Annotated in this window: 19 protein-coding genes and 1 pseudogene; 7 read left to right on the top strand and 13 right to left on the bottom strand. The window is 61.6% G+C overall.

Annotation, left to right across the window (positions count from 1 at the left end; genetic code table 11):
- Positions 1 to 78: 78 nt before the first annotated feature.
- The gene (locus ACIOVD_RS18425) at positions 79 to 1,332 is read left to right on the top strand and encodes a purine-cytosine permease family protein (protein ID WP_401129503.1); all 1,254 of its coding nucleotides are present in this window, start codon (positions 79 to 81) and stop codon (positions 1,330 to 1,332) included.
- A 48-nt stretch (positions 1,333 to 1,380) separates the two neighbouring features.
- On the opposite strand, the gene ACIOVD_RS18420 is transcribed toward ACIOVD_RS18425, so the two are convergent.
- Entirely contained in the window at positions 1,381 to 2,403 is a 1,023-nt protein-coding gene (locus tag ACIOVD_RS18420) for a transporter (protein WP_401129501.1), read from the bottom strand.
- Positions 2,404 to 2,598: 195 nt separating this feature from the next.
- Between ACIOVD_RS18420 and ACIOVD_RS18415 the strand changes: the two are divergent.
- Together ACIOVD_RS18415 and ACIOVD_RS18410 are read left to right on the top strand one after the other, a co-directional pair.
- Positions 2,599 to 3,306 (top strand): annotated as a pseudogene (locus ACIOVD_RS18415) (methyl-accepting chemotaxis protein); the annotation flags it as partial.
- 165 nt (positions 3,307 to 3,471) lie between these two features.
- A complete protein-coding gene (locus ACIOVD_RS18410; protein WP_371917600.1) occupies positions 3,472 to 4,239 on the top strand; it encodes a methyl-accepting chemotaxis protein in 768 nt (255 codons plus the stop codon).
- 12 nt (positions 4,240 to 4,251) lie between these two features.
- Here the strand turns inward: ACIOVD_RS18410 and ACIOVD_RS18405 are convergent, their stop codons facing one another.
- Complete coding sequence (locus tag ACIOVD_RS18405) at positions 4,252 to 5,436, bottom strand: ATP-binding protein (RefSeq protein ID WP_401129499.1); 1,185 nt, start codon at positions 5,434 to 5,436, stop codon at positions 4,252 to 4,254.
- Positions 5,437 to 5,578: 142 nt separating this feature from the next.
- On the bottom strand, positions 5,579 to 5,899 hold the full coding sequence (locus tag ACIOVD_RS18400) for a PepSY domain-containing protein (protein WP_401129497.1): 321 nt from the start codon (positions 5,897 to 5,899) through the stop codon (positions 5,579 to 5,581).
- Between the two features lie 153 nt (positions 5,900 to 6,052).
- Here ACIOVD_RS18400 and ACIOVD_RS18395 point away from each other — a divergent pair, with 153 nt between their 5' ends.
- Positions 6,053 to 6,940: a sterol desaturase family protein gene (locus ACIOVD_RS18395; protein ID WP_401129495.1), complete on the top strand. Its 888-nt coding sequence runs from the start codon at positions 6,053 to 6,055 to the stop codon at positions 6,938 to 6,940.
- A gap of 4 nt (positions 6,941 to 6,944) precedes the next feature.
- On the opposite strand, the gene ACIOVD_RS18390 is transcribed toward ACIOVD_RS18395, so the two are convergent.
- Entirely contained in the window at positions 6,945 to 7,628 is a 684-nt protein-coding gene (locus ACIOVD_RS18390) for a helix-turn-helix domain-containing protein (protein ID WP_401129493.1), read from the bottom strand.
- A complete protein-coding gene (locus tag ACIOVD_RS18385) occupies positions 7,629 to 8,756 on the bottom strand; it encodes a glycerophosphodiester phosphodiesterase (protein ID WP_401129491.1) in 1,128 nt (375 codons plus the stop codon).
- A gap of 236 nt (positions 8,757 to 8,992) precedes the next feature.
- On the opposite strand from ACIOVD_RS18385, the gene ACIOVD_RS18380 reads away from it, so the two are divergent.
- On the top strand, positions 8,993 to 9,319 hold the full coding sequence (locus tag ACIOVD_RS18380; protein WP_095169774.1) for a DUF2025 family protein: 327 nt from the start codon (positions 8,993 to 8,995) through the stop codon (positions 9,317 to 9,319).
- Here the strand turns inward: ACIOVD_RS18380 and ACIOVD_RS18375 are convergent.
- Both ACIOVD_RS18375 and ACIOVD_RS18370 read right to left on the bottom strand, forming a co-directional pair.
- On the bottom strand, positions 9,316 to 9,639 hold the full coding sequence (locus ACIOVD_RS18375; protein WP_095169773.1) for an antibiotic biosynthesis monooxygenase: 324 nt from the start codon (positions 9,637 to 9,639) through the stop codon (positions 9,316 to 9,318). The genes ACIOVD_RS18380 and ACIOVD_RS18375 overlap by 4 nt on opposite strands.
- Positions 9,636 to 10,346 carry a CTP synthase gene (locus ACIOVD_RS18370; RefSeq protein WP_401129488.1) on the bottom strand — a complete coding sequence of 237 codons (711 nt, stop codon included), beginning with the start codon at positions 10,344 to 10,346 and terminating at the stop codon, positions 9,636 to 9,638. The genes ACIOVD_RS18375 and ACIOVD_RS18370 overlap by 4 nt, the downstream gene beginning before the upstream one ends.
- A 14-nt stretch (positions 10,347 to 10,360) precedes the next feature.
- On the opposite strand from ACIOVD_RS18370, the gene ACIOVD_RS18365 reads away from it, so the two are divergent.
- The gene (locus ACIOVD_RS18365; protein WP_401129486.1) at positions 10,361 to 11,311 is read left to right on the top strand and encodes a LysR family transcriptional regulator; all 951 of its coding nucleotides are present in this window, start codon (positions 10,361 to 10,363) and stop codon (positions 11,309 to 11,311) included.
- Positions 11,312 to 11,318: 7 nt separating this feature from the next.
- On the opposite strand, the gene ACIOVD_RS18360 is transcribed toward ACIOVD_RS18365, so the two are convergent.
- The 3 genes from ACIOVD_RS18360 to ACIOVD_RS18350 form a co-directional block, all read right to left on the bottom strand.
- The gene (locus tag ACIOVD_RS18360) at positions 11,319 to 11,858 is read right to left on the bottom strand and encodes a DUF1003 domain-containing protein (RefSeq protein ID WP_401129484.1); all 540 of its coding nucleotides are present in this window, start codon (positions 11,856 to 11,858) and stop codon (positions 11,319 to 11,321) included.
- Between the two features lie 58 nt (positions 11,859 to 11,916).
- Complete coding sequence (locus ACIOVD_RS18355) at positions 11,917 to 12,975, bottom strand: diguanylate cyclase (protein ID WP_095169769.1); 1,059 nt, start codon at positions 12,973 to 12,975, stop codon at positions 11,917 to 11,919.
- A gap of 188 nt (positions 12,976 to 13,163) precedes the next feature.
- Positions 13,164 to 13,772: a TetR/AcrR family transcriptional regulator gene (locus tag ACIOVD_RS18350; protein ID WP_401129481.1), complete on the bottom strand. Its 609-nt coding sequence runs from the start codon at positions 13,770 to 13,772 to the stop codon at positions 13,164 to 13,166.
- 202 nt (positions 13,773 to 13,974) lie between these two features.
- Here ACIOVD_RS18350 and ACIOVD_RS18345 point away from each other — a divergent pair, with 202 nt between their 5' ends.
- Complete coding sequence (locus ACIOVD_RS18345; protein ID WP_401129479.1) at positions 13,975 to 15,030, top strand: MBL fold metallo-hydrolase; 1,056 nt, start codon at positions 13,975 to 13,977, stop codon at positions 15,028 to 15,030.
- Between the two features lie 21 nt (positions 15,031 to 15,051).
- Here ACIOVD_RS18345 and ACIOVD_RS18340 read toward each other — a convergent pair whose 3' ends face one another.
- The 3 genes from ACIOVD_RS18340 to ACIOVD_RS18330 form a co-directional block, all read right to left on the bottom strand.
- Positions 15,052 to 15,369 (bottom strand): helix-turn-helix transcriptional regulator, encoded by a 318-nt coding sequence (locus ACIOVD_RS18340; protein WP_095169766.1) that lies wholly within the window; start codon positions 15,367 to 15,369, stop codon positions 15,052 to 15,054.
- A gap of 166 nt (positions 15,370 to 15,535) precedes the next feature.
- Entirely contained in the window at positions 15,536 to 16,495 is a 960-nt protein-coding gene (locus ACIOVD_RS18335) for a hypothetical protein (protein ID WP_401129477.1), read from the bottom strand.
- 206 nt (positions 16,496 to 16,701) lie between these two features.
- Positions 16,702 to 17,401: ribonucleotide-diphosphate reductase subunit beta (locus tag ACIOVD_RS18330; RefSeq protein ID WP_401129475.1), on the bottom strand; the 700-nt coding region annotated here is incomplete at its 5' end.

Below are 17,401 nucleotides of genomic sequence, written 5' to 3'. Positions count from 1 at the left end.
ACGCATATGGCTGCTTTATCGCAATCGAGTCAAACCGGGCAGGACCCGGCCAACCACCCGGTCCCTGCTGGAGCACGCATGGGCCGACTGTCCCTGACCATGGCCTGGTGGGCCGTGTGCAGCGCCATGTTCTACATCGTGGTCGGCGCGTCGCTGGCTTTATCCTATGGCACCCGCAATGCGCTGATCGGCATGCTCCTGTCGGTGCTCAGCTACGGGCTGATCAACAGTGTGCTCAGTCGGTTTGCGATTCGCAGCGGCCTGTCCGTGGCGCTGTTTTCGCGGTTGTTGTTTGGCAGCACCGGTGCCTGCCTGGCGACGCTGATCTTCTTTTCTACGGCGATCTACTACGCGGTGTTCGAGGGTTCGGTGATCGCCGTGGCGCTCAACCACTTGTACCCGGAACTGGTCTACCCGCTGGCCGCCTTGCTGGTGGTGCTGTACAGCGTGCCGATGATCCTGGGGAGCGTGCAGCACTGGCTGGACAAGCTCAATGGCGTGTTATTGCCGATCTATCTCGGCGGTCTGCTGGTGGCGGTGGGTTTGTCCATCAGTCGCTACGGTTACCAGCCGCAGTGGCTGGATTTCGGGCCGGCCAATCCCAGTGCATTTGGCTGGTGGGATTGCTTCGTCGCGTACATGGGCGTCTGGGTGTTGATGCTGTTCACCTTCGACTATGCCCGCTTCGGCAAGCCCGAGGATCAGACATACCACGGCCGTTGGAACTTCGGCATGCCGTTCTACGCGGTGACTTTTTTGCTCAATGGCGCGGCGGGGATTTACCTGGTCAGCAGCATTCCCCATGAGGGCGCGTTGAACGAAGTCTCGGTGGTAATGGCAATCCTGCAACTGATGGGGCTGTGGGGCTTGTTGTTTGTCTGGGCCACGCAGACCCGGATCAACACCGCCAACTACTACCTGGCGACGCTGAACATGCAGGCGTTTTTCGGCCGGTTCGGTGTACGGGGTTCGTACCTGGTGTGGGCGCTGGCGGTGGGGGTGATCGTCTACGCCCTGATGCTGGCCGATGTGTTTGCCTACCTGCTGAAGGCGCTGGCCTATCAAGGGATTTTTGTGGTGGCCTGGGTCGGCGTGGCGCTGGCGCAGATCCTCTATGGGCGCAGTGATGTGGCGTCGCTTGCGCGTGTCTCGGCCTACAACCCGGCAGGTTTGGTGGCGTGGTTTGGCGGCACGGCGCTGGGGCTGATGCTGATGTTTGCCGGTCCGGGGCTGAGCAGCTTCTCCGCGCCGTTGACCGGGGTGCTGGCGTTCGGGTTGCAGTTCGCACTCTCGCGCAGGCAGGCGACAACCGTGTTGACCCCAACCTTGTAGCTGTCGAGCCCGCGAGGCTGCGTTAACGGCCGCAGTGCACAGACGGCGTCAGCAATCCCCACGCTTGCGAAACGCCCAGCGTCCGGCAATCACGGTAAAGCTGGCGACCAGCGCCACCAACACCCAGAATCCGTGCGGGTCGCCAGACAGCGGTACGCCGCCGACGTTCATGCCGAAGAAGCCGGCAATGATGTTGATCGGCAGGGCCAGTACGGTGACCACGGTCAGGGTGAACAGGGTGCGGTTGCTCTGTTCGTTGAGGTTGGCGGCGATTTCCTCCTGCAGCAGCTTGATCCGCTCGCCCAGGGCCGTGAGGTCGTTGATGATCAGCGCAAATTCTTCGGTGGATTTGCGCAGCTCCTTGACGTCGTCCTTCTGCAACCACTGCGGCGGACGGTTGAGCAGGCGGAGCAGGGAACCGGGTTCCAGCGCCAGCAGGCGTTGCAGGCGCACCAGCACGCGACGGTTGGCACCGAGTTCGGCACGGTTGGTGGACAGTCGCGAGGACAGCAACTGGTCCTCGACCTGATCCACGCTGAGGCTGGTCTTGCGCACGATCTGGGTCAGCACCTCGCCCTGGTCGCGCAGCAGATGCACCAGCAACTCCAGGGGTGAGCGAAAGCACTCACCGGCCTTGACCGAGGAGCGCAGTTTGTCCACCGAGTGCAGCGGTTGCAGGCGTGCGCTGATGATCAGCCGACTGCGGGCGCAGACCCACAGAGTCGAGACATCCGATGACACCAGGTTGCTGAGGTTGAACACCACATCGTTGACCACCGCCAGCAAGGCCGAGTCGACGTGCTCGATGCGGGTCGAGCGCGAGCCCTCATGCAGGGCTTCGAAGAATTCTTCGGGTAACGCCAGGTGCGCTTTCATCCAGCGCTCGCAGGCCGCGTGGGCCAGGTTCAGGTGCAGCCAGAGAAACTCATCGGCACTGTCGGGCTGTTGCAGGCGCTGCAGGGCCTGGGCCGAGGTGATTTCCCGAGCGGGTTCGCCGGGGCGAAAGCTGAACCCGTAGAGCAGGCCAAAAAGATCGGCGTCGCGGTGGCGTTGGTCGATGCTGTGGTTCATGGCGTCTCCGGCCGCCATGCAATTCACAGCGGCGCTTGAGCGGCATCATGGCAAGCCAATCTGACCGTTTCGTGACGCTTTGACGAACGGCGGCAGAGGCTCTAAACCGCTGGTCAGCGCGGCTCAAGAAATCCTCGTCAGGGCCGATGACGGCTAGGCTGGTCTGCGCACTTCGGTGTCCGCCTTATTCCTGTCATGAGATATCACTCGATGTTTTTGCAAAAATCCCTGAGAGCCAAAATCCTCGCGTTGCTGAGCGGTAGCCTGTTGGCGATGTTGTTGATCGCCCTGGCCAGCTTTCACTTCCTCTCCGTCGGGGTGCAGAGTTACCGCAACCTGATCGAAGGTCCCCTGCATACCTCGCAGTTGATCGACGAGGCCAACCTGCAATTCAAGGTGCAGGTCCAGGAGTGGAAAAACGTGCTGTTGCGCGGCAAGCAACCGGCTGAAGGGGACAAGTACTGGGCGCAGTTCCAGGCGCGCCAGGGCGACGTGCAGAACATCCTTGGCGAACTGGTGCGCCAACCCGGGCTCGAGCCCGCGCTGAAGGCGCGCATCGACAGTCTGCGCGAGGCCCATCGAGTCCTGGGTGGCGCCTACCAGCAAGGTCGCGCGGCGTATCTGGCGGCGGGTGCCGATCCAGCCGCCGGCGACAATGCGGTCAAGGGGGTGGACCGTGCCACCAGCGAGCAGATGAGCGAGCTGGTCAGTGAGTTGCGCCAGCGCGGCAACCAGCAATCACTGCAGATCAGCGCCAGCGCCGAGCGCACCGTGTTGCTGGGGATGGTGGTGATGCTGTTCTCGGCGCTGCTGATCGGGCTGTTCAGCCTGTGGCTGGTCAATCGTCATCTGGTGGAGCCGATCCGCCAATTGATCGACTATGTTGCCCAGTTGAGCCAGGGCCGATTCAGCGCCCGGGTCGCCAGTGATCGGCAGGATGAGCTGGGTCGCCTGGCGGTTGCCGCCAACACCCTGCGCGATTTTCTCGCTGAAACCTTTGCCCGCCTGCAGCGCAGTGCCACGGACCTGGACAGCGCCAGCGGCGAACTCAATTCCATCGCCGGGCTGATGTCCCAGGGCACCAACGAGCAGTTCAGTCGTACCGATCAGGTGGCGACCGCGATGAACGAAATGTCCGCCACCGCCCAGGAGGTTGCGCGCCATGCCGCCGCTGCCGCGCGCGCGGCGGATGATGCGGACCAGTCGGCCCAGCAGGGGGAGCTGGTGATGCAGAGCACCATTGATTCGATCACCCAGATGCGCGGGGAAATTGCCAACACCGCCACCGTGATCCGCCGCCTGGAAACCGACAGCGGGCGTATCGGCAAGGTCCTGGAAGTGATCCGCGGGATTGCCGAACAGACCAATCTGCTGGCGCTCAACGCGGCCATCGAAGCGGCGCGCGCCGGTGAAGCCGGGCGCGGTTTTGCCGTGGTCGCCGATGAAGTACGCAGCCTGGCCCAACGCACGGCGGCCTCGATCATCGAGATCAACCAGATCATCCAGAGCGTGCAGACCGGTGCCGTGGACGCGGCGCTGGCGATTGAAAGCGGTCAGTCGCGCAGCAACGAGAGCGTCGAGCAGGTGACCCAGGCCGGGCTGATGCTGGAGCGCATCACCGAGTCGGTGGAAGCGATTCGCGACATGAACCGCCAGATCGCCACCGCAGCCGAGGAGCAGACCTCGGTGGCCGAGGATATTTCACGCAACCTGACCGAGATCACCAGCATCGCCAGCACCAACCTGGACAACGTGCAGCGCACTGAAGCGGCGAGCAATAACCTGCACGGTTTGTCTGGCCAACTCAATGCAGTGACGGCGCGCCTGAGTGCCTGAGGCGTTGGCCGCTCAGTGCTGGGCAGTGAGCGGCAGGCTGAAGGTGAACAGGGTGCCGTCCTGTTCAGAGGAGGTCACCTCGAGGTCGCCGGCATGGGAGCGGGCGATCTGGCTGGCAATGTACAAGCCCAGGCCGAGGCCGGCCTGGGGTGTTCCGCTGGCCGGTCTGGAGTAGGGCTGGAACAACTGGGGCAGGACTGATTCGGCAATCTCGCCCTGGTTTTTCACCTGGAGCACAAAACGTCCCTGCTCGACCTGTGCGCTGACTTCAATGGTGCCATCGGCGGCGCCATGGACGACCGCGTTGGCGACCAGGTTGGAGAGCAGTTGTGCGACTCTTTCGCGGTCACAGTGAATGGCTGTCAGCTCGCCAAAACGGGCGACGATCTGGCGCTGCGGATGGACGCAACGCACTTCGCTGATCACCTGCTGCAGGGTTTGTTCGAGGTCCGGGCAGGCGGCGATCACCACCGGAATCCCGCCACCCATGCGCCCACGGGCAAAGTCGAGGATGTCCTCGACCAGCTGCGAGGCCCGGCGTCCGCTGTCGAGGATGTGTTGGAGCAGGGTGTCGGTGGTCGGGTTGGGATGTTTGTGCAACACGCGTTCGGCAGCCATGGTGATGGCAAACAGCGGGTTGCGCAGGTCATGGCCGAGCACGGCGATGAACTGTTCACGCAACTCGGCCGAGTGGCGTTCCTCGCGTAGCTGGGCCTCGGTTTGCTGCAGGTTCTCTTCGGCCTCGATCTGCAACGACAGCAGGCGCGCAAAAGATTCCACGGTGCTCTGGATGGTGCTGGACCTGAGCTCGGCGGGATTGGGGTCGAGTGCGCAAATGGTGCCGAAGAAACGTCCATCGGTGCGGAACACCGGCACCGAGATGTAACTTTCGAACTGGTACAGCCTGGGGGTGTGGTGCTGGCAATACAGGGGATCGTCACTGGCCTTGTCGATCACCACCGGCAGATGGCTGGCGCGAACCTGGTGGCAGAGGGTGCTGGCAATGTCCAGTTCGCCGCCCACCAACAGGCCGAAATCCAGCTGGTCGAGCACCGCACAGGCGGTCCAGGAGGTTCCGGTGACCCGCGCCACCGCCGCGAAACGCAGGCCCGTCATGTCTCGAATGACCTGGAGCATGGCGGGCACTGCACTGATGCGACCGATGGTCGCGATATCGGCTGCCACTGTTGGGCTCATGGGCCAAGGGTCTCTGCAAAGGGGGGCTGGTCGGAGTCTAGCCAACCAGCGTACGCCTTGTGCAGTTTTGAGGTGTGGCTATTTCGTCCACGTAAAAAAGCCGCACATCCCAAAGGTTGTGCGGCTTTTTTGCAGCGTGTTTTTACTTGTCTTGCACGTTGCTCAGGACTGCGCCGGTCTTGGCGTCGAGCTTGACGTCCCACTCGACATTCTTGGCATCACGGATTTCCACTTCGTAGACATAGGCGCCGGTGGTGGCGTTATGGTCCAGTTCGGTGTCGGTGATGTTGGCCGCGGTGGTGCCTGGGTGTTGGGCGAGGGCCGCCTGGTTGAGCTTTTCAAAGTCCATGATGGTGCCGGCCTTGAGCAGCCCCGGGATCTGGTCCGGGCGCACGTCAGCCATGGCGAAACCGGCGGTCAGGGTCAGGGCAGCGGCGGTGAACAGGGTGGTCAACTTTTTCATGGGGTCATTCCTTGGTTGAGCTGTTTAAGTGGGATCAGGTTAACCGGCGCAACTTAATTGATCCTTAATCCACGCCGGCCGCGCTTTGCGCCATTTGTTCAATCCTCGCATATCAAAGCGTTTCATGCTGGACCCACGTCAAGGGAGGTTCATATGAAACGCTGGTTAACAACGCTGTATGCCCCGGTTTTCCTGGGTGGATTCCTCGCTCTCGGTATCGCTGTAGTCGGTGTCGCAGGCCGTTCGCCCGGGTGGCTGCTGGTGATTTTTCTCTGTGCCCTGCTGGTGTCGTTCCTGGCCGAACGGGCGCTGCCGTATGAACCGCAGTGGAACCGCAACCAGGGTGATGGCTGGCGCGATGTGGCCCATGCACTGGTCAACGAAGCCTGCAATGGGCTGGCGTTGCTGATTTTACCGGGGCTGGTGGCGCTGTTGTCGTTCGAGGGCCTGTGGCCCGGCAGTTGGCCGCTGTGGGGGCAGTTGCTGCTGGCGATCGGGATTGCCGATGCGGGCGTCAGCCTGACCCACCACGTCAGTCACCACGTGCCCTGGATGTGGCGGTTGCATGCGGTGCATCACAGTGTCCAGCGGCTCTATGGCTTCAACGGCTTGATGAAACATCCGCTGCACCAGATGCTCGAGGCGGCGGTGGGGTTTTTGCCCTTGATCGTGCTGGGTATTCCGCTGGACGTGGCCTTGCTGCTGGCGTTCGCCATCAGTCTGCAGTTGCTGTTGCAGCACTCCAACGTCGACATGACCCCGGGAGTGTTGTCCCAGGTGTTCGCCTGGGCGCCGGTCCACCGCCTGCACCACATGAAGTACGGTGCAGCGGGCAATGTGAATTTCGGTCTGTTTTTCAATCTGTGGGACCGTTTGCTCGGCACTGCCCTGCACGCCGGCGCGTATTCGATCAGGCAGGGTGAGCTGGGGATTGGCAATCGCGCGGATTATCCCCAGGGGTATGTCGAGCAACTGCTGGAGCCGTTCAAGCCCGAGCAATTCAGTGACGAGCCGCAGGTGCCAGAGGCGTTGCGTCGCTAACGGCTCAGTCGAGCAGGCGGATATCCAGGCCGTTCAAGCCCTGGCTGGCGGTCACCCCGAAGATTTTCTTCAGGCTGCGCGACAGGTGCGCGGCGTCGGCGAACCCCGCATCGTGGGCGGCCACTGTGAGATTGCTGCCAGACAGCATCAGCGCCATGGCCAGGCGCAGACGGCGCCAGAGCACCAGGCGCCGAACGGGTAGACCAACCTGGCGGGCGAACAGCCGCTCCAGTTGGCTCAGGGAAACATGGGCCTGCGCGGCCAGGGACGCCGCCGAGACCTTGCCTGCCAGCAAGCCATCCAGGGCCTGCAGGGCACGGCCGATGCGTGGGTCGTTGAAAGGGCGCCGTGGGCACTGCAGCACAGCCTGGGCAATGGCCGGCAAGGACGGCTCGACGTCGGCCAGGCAGTCCTGCAGGGCCTGGGCCTCGAACATCAAGGGCTCGGCGTAGATACACAGGACGTTGTCCGAGCCGTGCATGATGGCGTGCGTGCGCAGCGATTCGATAAACAGCCGGCCGGTGACCTGGGGGGTACCCTCCAGGCTGACCTGCAGCGGTTGGCCGCCAGCGATGATCAACTGATGGGCGTAGTGCGCATGGGGCGCGGTGCGCCCCAAACTGCCGTGGACCAGGCCATAGTCGCGGCCCAGCCACAGTTGGCCTTTCCACTCGTGCTCGTTGCTCACTCAGTAGCCGTTGCGTTCAAGCAACTGGGCCACGCTGCCGGTTGCCGGGCGCTGGTAGTACTTGAGCAGTTCGCTGGCGCGGTTGGTGAAGATGCCGTCGACTCCGGCGTCCATCACTTTCTGGAAGTCGACGTCTTCGTCGATGGTGTAGACGTGCACCAGCAGGCCCTGGTCGTGGGTGTACTGGTTCATCCAGGGCTGTACGAGGTTGGCATAACTCTGGTCACCGAGGTGCGTCAGGGTCGCGGACGGGCCCGTGCCGATTGCGCCCTGGGCCTTGGCGTAGTCGACCCATTGCTCGAAGGCGGCGTGGTCCTTGGGTTGCTGCCTGGCATAGAAGGTGGCCTTGTCCTTGTCCCCGGACTCGGCGAACTTGACCTTGGACTTGGGCTCGATGCTGCCCTCGGCGACCCACAGCAGCAGGATCTTCGGCACCTGGGGCATTTCCTGGTGCAGCATCTGCAGGCTGTTTTTGTCGAAGGTCTGCAGCACGACCTTGCCTTTGCCCTGGCCCACACCCAGCGCGCTCTTGGCCAGCTTGGAGCCGGCTGGGCTGAGCCAGCCGCGGTCTTGCAGCTTGTCCTTGAGGTCGCGTTCGATCCCCGGGAATTGCTGGGGCTCCTTGGTCTCGATGTATAAGCCGGGTTTGTGCAGCGGGTTGCCTTGGGCGATGTCGATGACTTCGTCCAGAGTCAGGATTTTCAGGCCTGCATACGCAGGGCGGGCGCGATCCGGGTAGGCGCTGTTGAACCAGCTGCCAGCATCGAGGGTTTTCAGTTCGGCGAGGGTGAAGGCGTTGGCCGGGCTGTCCTTGCGATCAGGGAATTTTCTGGCAACGTCGGTGGTGCGTTGCAGGTCGTCGTCGTGCAGGGCGAACAACACGCCGTCCTTGCTGCGCTGCAGGTCCAGTTCCAGGTAGTCGGCCCCCAGGTCGCGCGCCAGTTTGTAGGCGGCGGCGGTGGATTCCGGGGCATCGAAGGAGGCGCCGCGGTGGGCGATCACGGCCGGGTGCGGGATGCCGTTGGCGGTGGCCAGCGCGTTCGGACCGGGTTGGCTGAGAGCCTGTGCCTGGCCGACGCCGAGCATCAGGCTCAGCAGCAGGGCGCTGTGGGTGAAGTTGACAGGCATGGTCGAGGTCCTTTCGTCAGTCGTTTTGCAAAGGACTACCTTTTAACAACTGAGCGACAGTTGTGCTATCGCAGCACCGACATAAACCCCGCTCCAGACGCTTTTTCCGCGCTTTTGTGCGCGACTTTGCAGTATTCTTGGCCCCGGCAGTTTCCCCGGCAGAGGGAAACCCGGATGCTTGCCCTGCGTGTAAACCATTGATCAGCGGTCCATTGGGACCTTTCGTGAGGTTTATCATGCGCATCACTTCGCAACTCATCTGCCAGGCCGCCGACCAACTCCACGGCTTTGTCGGCCTCAACCGCAAGACTGGCCAGTACATCGTGCGCTTCAGCGAAGACTCGTTCGGCATGGACGTCGCCGATGACGGCATCATCCCCACCAGCGAGTTCGTCTGGGCCCCAGGCCCGGATCAGGCCATGACCCTCAAGCGCCAATTGATCCAGCTGTTGCTGGATCAGAACATCGACGACCGAATCAACATCAGCGAACCCCTGCGGGTATACATGCGCCGCGCCGATGTGCCGGAGATTTCGGCGCTGCGCCAGCGGGTGCCGGCTTAGGTTGCGAAGGCATACGAGCGCTCGACCTTGCACACCCGGGTGTGAAACGCCTGATACCAGGTGGCGCGACCTTGCTCGCGGACGGCACTGTGTTCGGCGTGGCGCTTCCAGGCGAGGATCGCCGCTTCGTCGCTCCAGTAGGAAACCGTGATGCCCAGGCCATCCTCACCACGTGCTGATTCCACGCCGAGAAACCCCGGTTGCTCGCGGGCCAGCTCGACCATGCGCTGGGCCGCCTGGTCGTAGCCTTGATCGCCTGCCGTGCGCAGCGAGGTAAAGATCACCGCGTAATAGGGGGCGGCTGGGGTGCTGGCGATCATCGCGGATTCCTCGCGCAGGCCTCGACAAAGGCGTTGACCAAGGGCGGTAACCGGCCCTTGAGCGCAGCCCGTTCGGGTTGAAACAGGCTGGCGACGAAGAACGGATGGCCCTGCAATTCGATGACCCGCAGATCACCTCCAGAGTCATGGCCCGTGGCGCGCAGGCCGTGGCTTTGCAGGGCGTCGGCGAACTCGGGGTTGATCCCGTAGCGGCAGCGGTAGCCTTCGCTGATGTGCTGGCTGGCGTAGGCCGCGGCAATCAGCGAGCCCTCGCGCAACTGGATGCTGTCGACGGCCTCGACCAGGGCGCAAGCCAGGGGCGTGATCACGGCGCGCGTGGCTTCGGGCGAGGTTTCGCCATGCTCGGCATCGGTCCAGCCCAGGACATGGCGGGCGAACTCCAGCACCGCGTGTTGAAATCCACCGCAGGTGCCAAGGAACGGCCGCTGCGCTTGCCGGGCAAACTGAATCGCCCGCAACGCACCGTCGGTGTTGCGGTAAGGGCTAGCGGGCACGCACCAGAAGCCGTCGAAGTCGCTGAAGTGGGTCTGGCTGTCGATCCGCTCGGTGGCCAGCCACTGCGACTGTACGTCCCGCCCCAAGTGTTGGGCGGCCAGGTTCAGGGCCAGGGGAATGGCCTGGTGGGCGAGGACCTGCGGGTCGTAGTCGCCGATCAGGGCAATGCGCAGGTGGGCTGGATTGGACATGGCGTCTCCAAGACTTGTCGGTGGTTGGGGGGTACTATAGATTGGCGTTCACGCAATCAATATTGGCGTTTACCCAAGTGATCAATGCAGCTACGCACTATCAACTGGACTACCCCGACCTGGTGCTGGTCCTGGCGTTGGTCCGCGGCGGTTCGCTGGCCCGGGCCGCCGCGTTGCTCAAGGTTGACGTCTCGACGGTGTTTCGTGCGGTCCGGCGCCTGGAAGCCGGCTTGGGCCAGGCGCTGTTCGAGAAAAGTCGCGCCGGCTACCTGCCCACCAGCCTCGCGCAAACCCTGGCCGAGCAGGCCGAACGTGCCGAACAGGCGCTGGATGCGGCGCGGGTCGGGGTGGAGCAAGGCGGCGAAGTCATCAGCGGCACGGTGCGCTTGACCTGCACCGACTCGGTCTTGCATGCCTTGTTGCTGCCAGCCTTGGCGCAGTTCATGCCGGGTTATCCGGCGTTGACCCTGGAGCTGAGCACCTCCAACGACTTTGCCAACCTCAGCCGCCGCGATGCCGACATTGCCCTGCGCCTGACCCGGGCGCCACCGGAGCATCTGGTGGGCCGACGCCTGGCGACCGTGTCCTATCGGGTGTGCGCCAGCGTGAATTACCTGCAGTCGGTCGATCCGGGCGACCTCGCACGCCTGAGCTGGATCGCGCCGGATGACTTCCTCCCGGACCATCCCACCGTCACCTGGCGACGCCAGCAACTACCGGGCGTGCAGCCGAGCTATCGCTGCAACAGCATGCTCGCGGTGACTGAGTTGGTGCGGGCGGGGTTGGGGGTCGCGGCCTTGCCGGACTTTCTGATCGATCCAGGCCAGGGGCTGCGCCCGCTGACCGAACCCTTGATGGGCTACGACACCAGCCTGTGGTTGCTGACCCGTCCGGACTGCCGCGCGCTGCGCTCGGTAGTGACCCTGTTCGATGAGCTGGCGCGGGCCATTCGTTTGCCCGCCTAGGGTGGCGTCAGGCTTGGGGTGGTTGCTGGCCCAGGACGTGCTGATGCACCTGTGAGGTGAGGTTTTCAATGCGCTCGGTCAGGGTCTTGGTCATTTCTGTGAGTCGGGTGTTTTGTTCCAGCAGTTCCAGCAATTGGGCGGCATTCTGCGCCGCTTGCGCCTGGCGTTCGGCATTGGCCACGGCCAGCGCCTCTCGGTGTTGCGCGTCGGCATCGGACTGGGCCTTGTCGCGCGCGGCCTGACGGGTTTGCGCCAGCAGGATCAAAGGCGCAGCGTAGGCCGCCTGCAGGCTGAATGCCAGGTTGAGCAGGATGAATGGGTAGACATCGAAGCGGGTCCCCCCAGTAACGTTGAGGACGATCCAGGCGGCGACGATCAGGGTCTGGGCACCGAGAAAGGTCGGCGTGCCGAAAAAGCGCGCAAAGGCCTCGGCTTTCAAGGCGAAGGTATCGTTACCGAAGGTCGCGGCCAGATGCGCGTGGGGACGGTGAAAACGCAGGTGGTCGACGGGTGCTGCGGGGGATGTCGGCGTTTTGGTTGGGTTCATGAGGGTCTCTGCAGGGCCGGGGGGACTGAGGTTCACTATAACCCTCACGGTGCTGCACTCATGCCGGATCTGTGGTGCTGGCGTGGGCGCTGCTGGTTCTGTTGCGACCATTGCTCTTGGCACTGTACAGCGCCTTGTCGGCAGCCTCGAGCCACTGCCCGGCCTCGCTGAAATTCGTCTGATAGGTGGCCAGGCCAATGCTCAAGCTGACCTTCAACTGCGCGATGGCAGGGTGGCGATAGTCGGCGAAGACCAGGCGTAGACGCTCCATCACCTCGATGGCCTGGTCCTGTGGCAGGTTCGGCAGAATCACACAGAATTCATCGCCGCCGTAGCGTCCCGCCAGGTCGTTTTGCCGCAGGTTGAGCTTGAGTTCGGCGCTGAGTTGGCGCAATACGCCGTCGCCGACAATATGCCCGTAGGTGTCATTGATGGCCTTGAAGTGATCGATGTCGATCAGGCCAATGGTGGCCTGGACTTGTTGCCGTTGGCACTCGTGGAAGCTGTCCTGAAGCAGGTCTTTCCAGGCGCCGTGATTGAGCAGGCCGGTCAGGCTGTCTGTGCGGCTCAAGGCACTCAGGGCGCGTTTGTGCTCGGACAGCTTGATCGTCAGTCGATAGCAGACCATGCCCACCGCAAGCGGGTAGAGGGTCAGCATCGGCAGGCAGGCATACACCTGGAGCTGGCTGACTTGCGGTGAGAAGCCGGCCCCCAGCAGCGCCCATGAAATGCCGATGCCCAGCAGTTGGGCGAGGCTGCCCTGGACCAACAGGCGCACCCCACCGGCGGCCACATTGTTCATGGCCATCATCGAGAGGATGGTCACGGTGGCCAGCGGGTTGAAGTGCATGGTCGCGGCCCAGAAACCGCCCAGCAACGAGTCGACCAGCAGGTTGCGACGTTCCGCCTGGTAGGGGAACGCGGAGCGGGTCGCCAGATGATAGGCCAGGTGCGCCCAGCACACGGCATTGAAGCCCAGCAGTACCCAGACCCAGGTGGGCACTCCCAAGGGATAAAGCGCCGCAGCGACACTGATGCAGCCAATGCCCAGGCCAATAATCCGCGGTTTATAGATACGTTTGGCAAATGACAGGCCTTTGCCACGTTGATTTTGCATAGCTCACTGCGCTCATGTCGCCCTGAAACACTTTGTGGTGTTTTACCCTGGGCTGCGATCCATCGAAGAAACAGGTCAATAGTGTCATTTATTGCAGATGCGATCATCAGCCAGATGATGGCCAGGTGCACGCACCCGGCACTTGCCCGCGGCATGACAGCGTAGTACAGGGTAGCTGGCGCGGCGGATCAGCGCTGATAACAGGCCAGGAACATGTCCAGCGCCGACTCGATGACAGTGCTCTGCATCTCGGCGGACAGAACTGGCTGGTTCATGGAGATCTGTGGCCAGAAGGCGAAAGCCTTGAGCATCCCATGCAACTGCTGGGCGGCGAAGTCGGGATCGACCGGCTTGAGTGTGCCATCAGCCTGTGCCGCACGAATCCAGGCGGTCAGGGCTTCCTCGCGTTCGCCGATGCGCAGGACAATGTCCTGGGCACGCTCGGGTGAGTGGATAGTGGCGGCGATAGCCACTCGAGCCAGGTCGAGGAAGCTGTTGTCTGCCAACAGCGCCAGCTTGCCGTGCAGTAGCTGCCCGAGTTGCTCACGCAGCGGTTGTCCGGGACTGTAGACGCTGTCTTCCTGGGCGCAAATGTTGGTCCACAAACGCTGGAGAATTTCGGCGAACAACTCTTCCTTGCTGGCAAAGTGGTTGTACACGGTGCGCTTGGATACCCCCGCCGTCGCCGCAATCTTGTCCATGCTGGTGATATCGAAACCGTTGCTACGGAATTCGTTGATCGCCGCCTGGACAATGGCTTCGCGTTTACGGTCGGTCAGGCGCTGGGGAGCTGTCATAAATACGCTTCGGCAGAGTGGGTGAGCACTTACACTCAGCAGTTTACTTATTCCAGGGTTTGTTGCAATCTTGAAACTACACCGTGCAGTGTAGTTGTGCGGTTAAAATTAGAGTTTGCGGCTGACGCGTGCGTGCATTGGCCCTTTATTGTCCGAAAAAGAAAATCACCGGCTACAGCGGTTTTTCTGGAGTCATTTGAACATGGCCACTTTCTCTTACCAGGCGGACAGCGCCACAGAACTGAAAACCTCCCGCCAGGAGCAGGGCCGCTACCGCAACCCTACAGCGGTACGCCAACCTGGCTTGCGCAAGACTGTGCAAATCTTCTGGAACATGTTGTTCAACAAACCGCGTAACACTCGGCCAGTCGGAGCGATTCCGGTGCAAGGCCTGACCCGCGAGCAGTTGCACAGCGCGCCCAACCACAGCGTGTTCCGGCTAGGCCACTCCACTGTCCTGCTGAAGTTGCGCGATAAGTTCTGGCTCACCGACCCGGTCTTCGCTGAGCGTGCTTCCCCGGTTCAGTGGGCCGGACCCAAGCGCTTTCATCAGCCGCCGATCAGTCTTGATCAGTTGCCTGAGATCGAAGCAGTAATCCTGTCCCACGATCACTACGATCATCTCGACCATCAGACCGTCATCAAGCTGGCAGACAAGACCCGCCACTTCATCACACCGTTGGGCGTAGGTGAGACCTTGATCAAGTGGGGTGTCGATGCCAACAAGGTGCGTCAACTCGACTGGTGGGAAGGCACGCAGATCGACGGGATTCACTTCATCGCCACACCGTCCCAGCATTTTTCCGGTCGCGGCCTGTTCGATGGCAACAGTACCCTCTGGGCTTCATGGGTGATCATCGACGGCGACAAGCGCATCTTCTTCAGCGGTGACACCGGCTATTTCGACGGCTTCAAGGCGATCGGTGAACAGTTCGGACCCTTCGACCTGACGCTGATGGAAACTGGCGCCTACAACGTCGACTGGCCACTGGTCCACATGCAACCGGAACAAACCCTGCAAGCCCACTTCGACCTCAAGGGGCGTTGGCTGTTGCCGATTCACAACGGCACCTTCGATTTGTCGATGCACGCCTGGCACGAACCTTTCGACCGTATCCTGGCCCTGGCCTGGGAACACAATGTGTCCATCACCACCCCACAAATGGGTGAAGCCTTCAACCTCAGCCAGCCGCAACACGGGCAGGCTTGGTGGCTTGAGGTTGAAGAGCAGGGTGAGCAGGCGGTTGCCAATGGCTAGGGCTGGCAATACTTGAGTTGATCACTCGATCATCGCGAAATCCGCTCGCCCCACCGGATCCGGTGCCGATCCTCTGACGCTCATGCCCCGACCTGGGGCAAAACCGGGAAAGAACACCAGGCCCTCGGCCTCCAGCCTGTAGGCCAGGGCCAGGCGGGTGACGTCGAGCACTTCGGCGCCGGCTTCGAACCGCGCTATCGCTTCTACGCTGACCCCGGACTCGCGGGACAATTGCTCCAGTGACCAACCCAGCATCGCACGGGCCTGGGCGCTGTGTTTGGGGGTGAACTGGAACAGGGCGATACGTTCCAGGGTGATTTTCATCGCAATAGAGGCCATGGGGTTTCTCCGGGCTCGAGAGTGGCAAATCAATTAGCACTGTGTTTTTGTACAGTTGTTTTGCGCCCGGATCAAACTCATTTTTTTGATTGATGCGATATCGTGCGGTCGAGGCAGGCGCTAGACGCTTGTGCCGGTATTCGATGAATTGAGCGTCACGCCACGACTACTTGGCGTGCAACTGCGGCGCTTGCCGAATGATGAAGTGATCCAGATTCTCGATGTTGGCACTGAACACCCCGAACGTCTGCTCGGGGTTTTTCTTGCTTGGCACCTGCTTCAACTCCGGCGTCACGCCGTAGAAAAAGCAATACAGCTCCTGCTCGCTCTCGATGGCGTGCTTGATCTCCTCGAGGAACGCCTGGCGCTTGCGGTAGCTGTCGATCAGCTTCTTGCCCAGGTACAGGGTCACCGAGTAGGGCTTCTTCTCGATCCAAGCCTTTTTCTCGAAGTCGATGCGAAAGCTCTGGGTGTAGTCCTTGATCTCCTTGATCCTGCCCCAGTAAATCAGGCCCTTGTTGTCCTGCAGGTATTCGATCTTCTTGAAGAACGAGGCGTAGGACGCCGTGTGCTCGCCAATCTTCAGCGGCATGCGCTTGAGCAGGTCCTTGTTCTCGAAATTGGAAACGAAACACTCCACCGGATGGGCAAACACGCTGGTCTTGTCTGGCGTTGACTCTGCTATCGGGTGCTCGCCCTGGCTGATGTACGGAGTCGCTGGCATCTGATCCTGCACCCTGTCGGCAGTCACCTCGGTGCTAGCGGGCATGCGCACATACTGACGCCGGGTCAGCAACAGTTCTGACGGGAAATGCTCCTCAATCCCGTCATCCGTTTCCACTCCCTCGGTACTCGACGTCTTCAGGCTGACATATGGACAGCCCTCCACATGCCGGGTGCTGGGCACATTCTTGAAATGCGGCGTGCGGATGTAATTCACGCTCTTGGCATTGATCGTCCCCAGCACATTGGTGGTTCCAAAGGCCAAGCGGCAGGCATCGTTGGGGCACTGGAAGTGTTCCTTCGCAGAGTCGAACGCCATCGTCTCGTCAAAATTCAGGTCCCGCACGTCATAGATCGACAGCTTGGCGTCGAGGCTGATGCAGTAGGCGAGGTCGAATTTCATGGCGGCGCGAGTCCTGGAGGGGAGAGGTATTAATAGCGGGATGCGCTGATGGTTTTCAACCCTGGTGCACCGATGTAGGAGCAAGGCTTGCCCGCGGTTGCCGTTATCAGTGGAGCAACCAGTAAAGGCTCACAAAAAAGCCCTGGAGGCATTACGCATCCAGGGCTCTTTAAGATCATCGACTCAGCAGTGATGAGCGTCAGGAATCAATCCCAGCTCAATGCCCCACCAGTCTGATATTCAATAACCCGAGTCTCGAAGAAGTTCTTCTCTTTCTTCAAGTCCATGATCTCGCTCATCCATGGGAATGGGTTGGTGGTGCCTGGGTACTCTTCCTTCAAACCGATCTGCGACAGGCGACGGTTGGCGATGAACTTGAGGTAGTCCTCCATCATCGCCGCGTTCATGCCCAGTACGCCGCGCGGCATGGTGTCGCGTGCGTATTCGATTTCCAGTTGGGTGCCCTGCAGGATCATCTGGCTGGCTTCTTCCTTCATCTCGGCATCCCACAGGTGCGGGTTTTCGATCTTGATCTGGTTGATCACGTCGATGCCAAAGTTCAGGTGCATGGATTCGTCGCGCAGGATGTACTGGAACTGCTCGGCGACGCCGGTCATTTTGTTGCGCCGACCCATGGAGAGGATCTGGGTGAAGCCGCAGTAGAAGAAGATGCCTTCCAGAACGCAGTAGTAGGCGATCAGGTTACGCAGCAACTCTTTGTCGGTTTCGACGGTACCGGTTTCGAACTTCGGATCGGAGATCGAACGGGTGTACTTCAGGCCCCAGGTGGCTTTTTTCGCGACCGATGGGATCTCGTGGTACATGTTGAAGATCTCGCCTTCATCCATGGCCAGCGATTCGATGCAGTACTGGTAGGCGTGAGTGTGGATCGCCTCTTCGAACGCC

It is taken from the genome of Pseudomonas sp. NPDC087626 (assembly GCF_044743405.1).
GTDB lineage: Bacteria > Pseudomonadota > Gammaproteobacteria > Pseudomonadales > Pseudomonadaceae > Aquipseudomonas.
Note: the sequence above shows the minus strand (reverse complement) of the source record. Positions and strands in the feature narration are given on the sequence as shown.

Bases quoted from the DNA above. Each gene is read 5' to 3' on its own strand.
- ACIOVD_RS18425 (WP_401129503.1), top strand. From the start codon at position 79: ATGGGCCGACTGTCCCTGACCATGGCCTGGTGGGCCGTGTGCAGCGCC.
- ACIOVD_RS18420 (WP_401129501.1), bottom strand. From the start codon at position 2,403: ATGAACCACAGCATCGACCAACGCCACCGCGACGCCGATCTTTTTGGC.
- ACIOVD_RS18410 (WP_371917600.1), top strand. From the start codon at position 3,472: ATGTCCCAGGGCACCAACGAGCAGTTCAGTCGTACCGATCAGGTGGCG.
- ACIOVD_RS18405 (WP_401129499.1), bottom strand. From the start codon at position 5,436: ATGAGCCCAACAGTGGCAGCCGATATCGCGACCATCGGTCGCATCAGT.
- ACIOVD_RS18400 (WP_401129497.1), bottom strand. From the start codon at position 5,899: ATGAAAAAGTTGACCACCCTGTTCACCGCCGCTGCCCTGACCCTGACC.
- ACIOVD_RS18395 (WP_401129495.1), top strand. From the start codon at position 6,053: ATGAAACGCTGGTTAACAACGCTGTATGCCCCGGTTTTCCTGGGTGGA.
- ACIOVD_RS18385 (WP_401129491.1), bottom strand. From the start codon at position 8,756: ATGCCTGTCAACTTCACCCACAGCGCCCTGCTGCTGAGCCTGATGCTC.
- ACIOVD_RS18380 (WP_095169774.1), top strand. From the start codon at position 8,993: ATGCGCATCACTTCGCAACTCATCTGCCAGGCCGCCGACCAACTCCAC.
- ACIOVD_RS18375 (WP_095169773.1), bottom strand. From the start codon at position 9,639: ATGATCGCCAGCACCCCAGCCGCCCCCTATTACGCGGTGATCTTTACC.
- ACIOVD_RS18370 (WP_401129488.1), bottom strand. From the start codon at position 10,346: ATGTCCAATCCAGCCCACCTGCGCATTGCCCTGATCGGCGACTACGAC.
- ACIOVD_RS18360 (WP_401129484.1), bottom strand. From the start codon at position 11,858: ATGAACCCAACCAAAACGCCGACATCCCCCGCAGCACCCGTCGACCAC.
- ACIOVD_RS18355 (WP_095169769.1), bottom strand. From the start codon at position 12,975: ATGCAAAATCAACGTGGCAAAGGCCTGTCATTTGCCAAACGTATCTAT.
- ACIOVD_RS18350 (WP_401129481.1), bottom strand. From the start codon at position 13,772: ATGACAGCTCCCCAGCGCCTGACCGACCGTAAACGCGAAGCCATTGTC.
- ACIOVD_RS18345 (WP_401129479.1), top strand. From the start codon at position 13,975: ATGGCCACTTTCTCTTACCAGGCGGACAGCGCCACAGAACTGAAAACC.
- ACIOVD_RS18340 (WP_095169766.1), bottom strand. From the start codon at position 15,369: ATGGCCTCTATTGCGATGAAAATCACCCTGGAACGTATCGCCCTGTTC.
- ACIOVD_RS18335 (WP_401129477.1), bottom strand. From the start codon at position 16,495: ATGAAATTCGACCTCGCCTACTGCATCAGCCTCGACGCCAAGCTGTCG.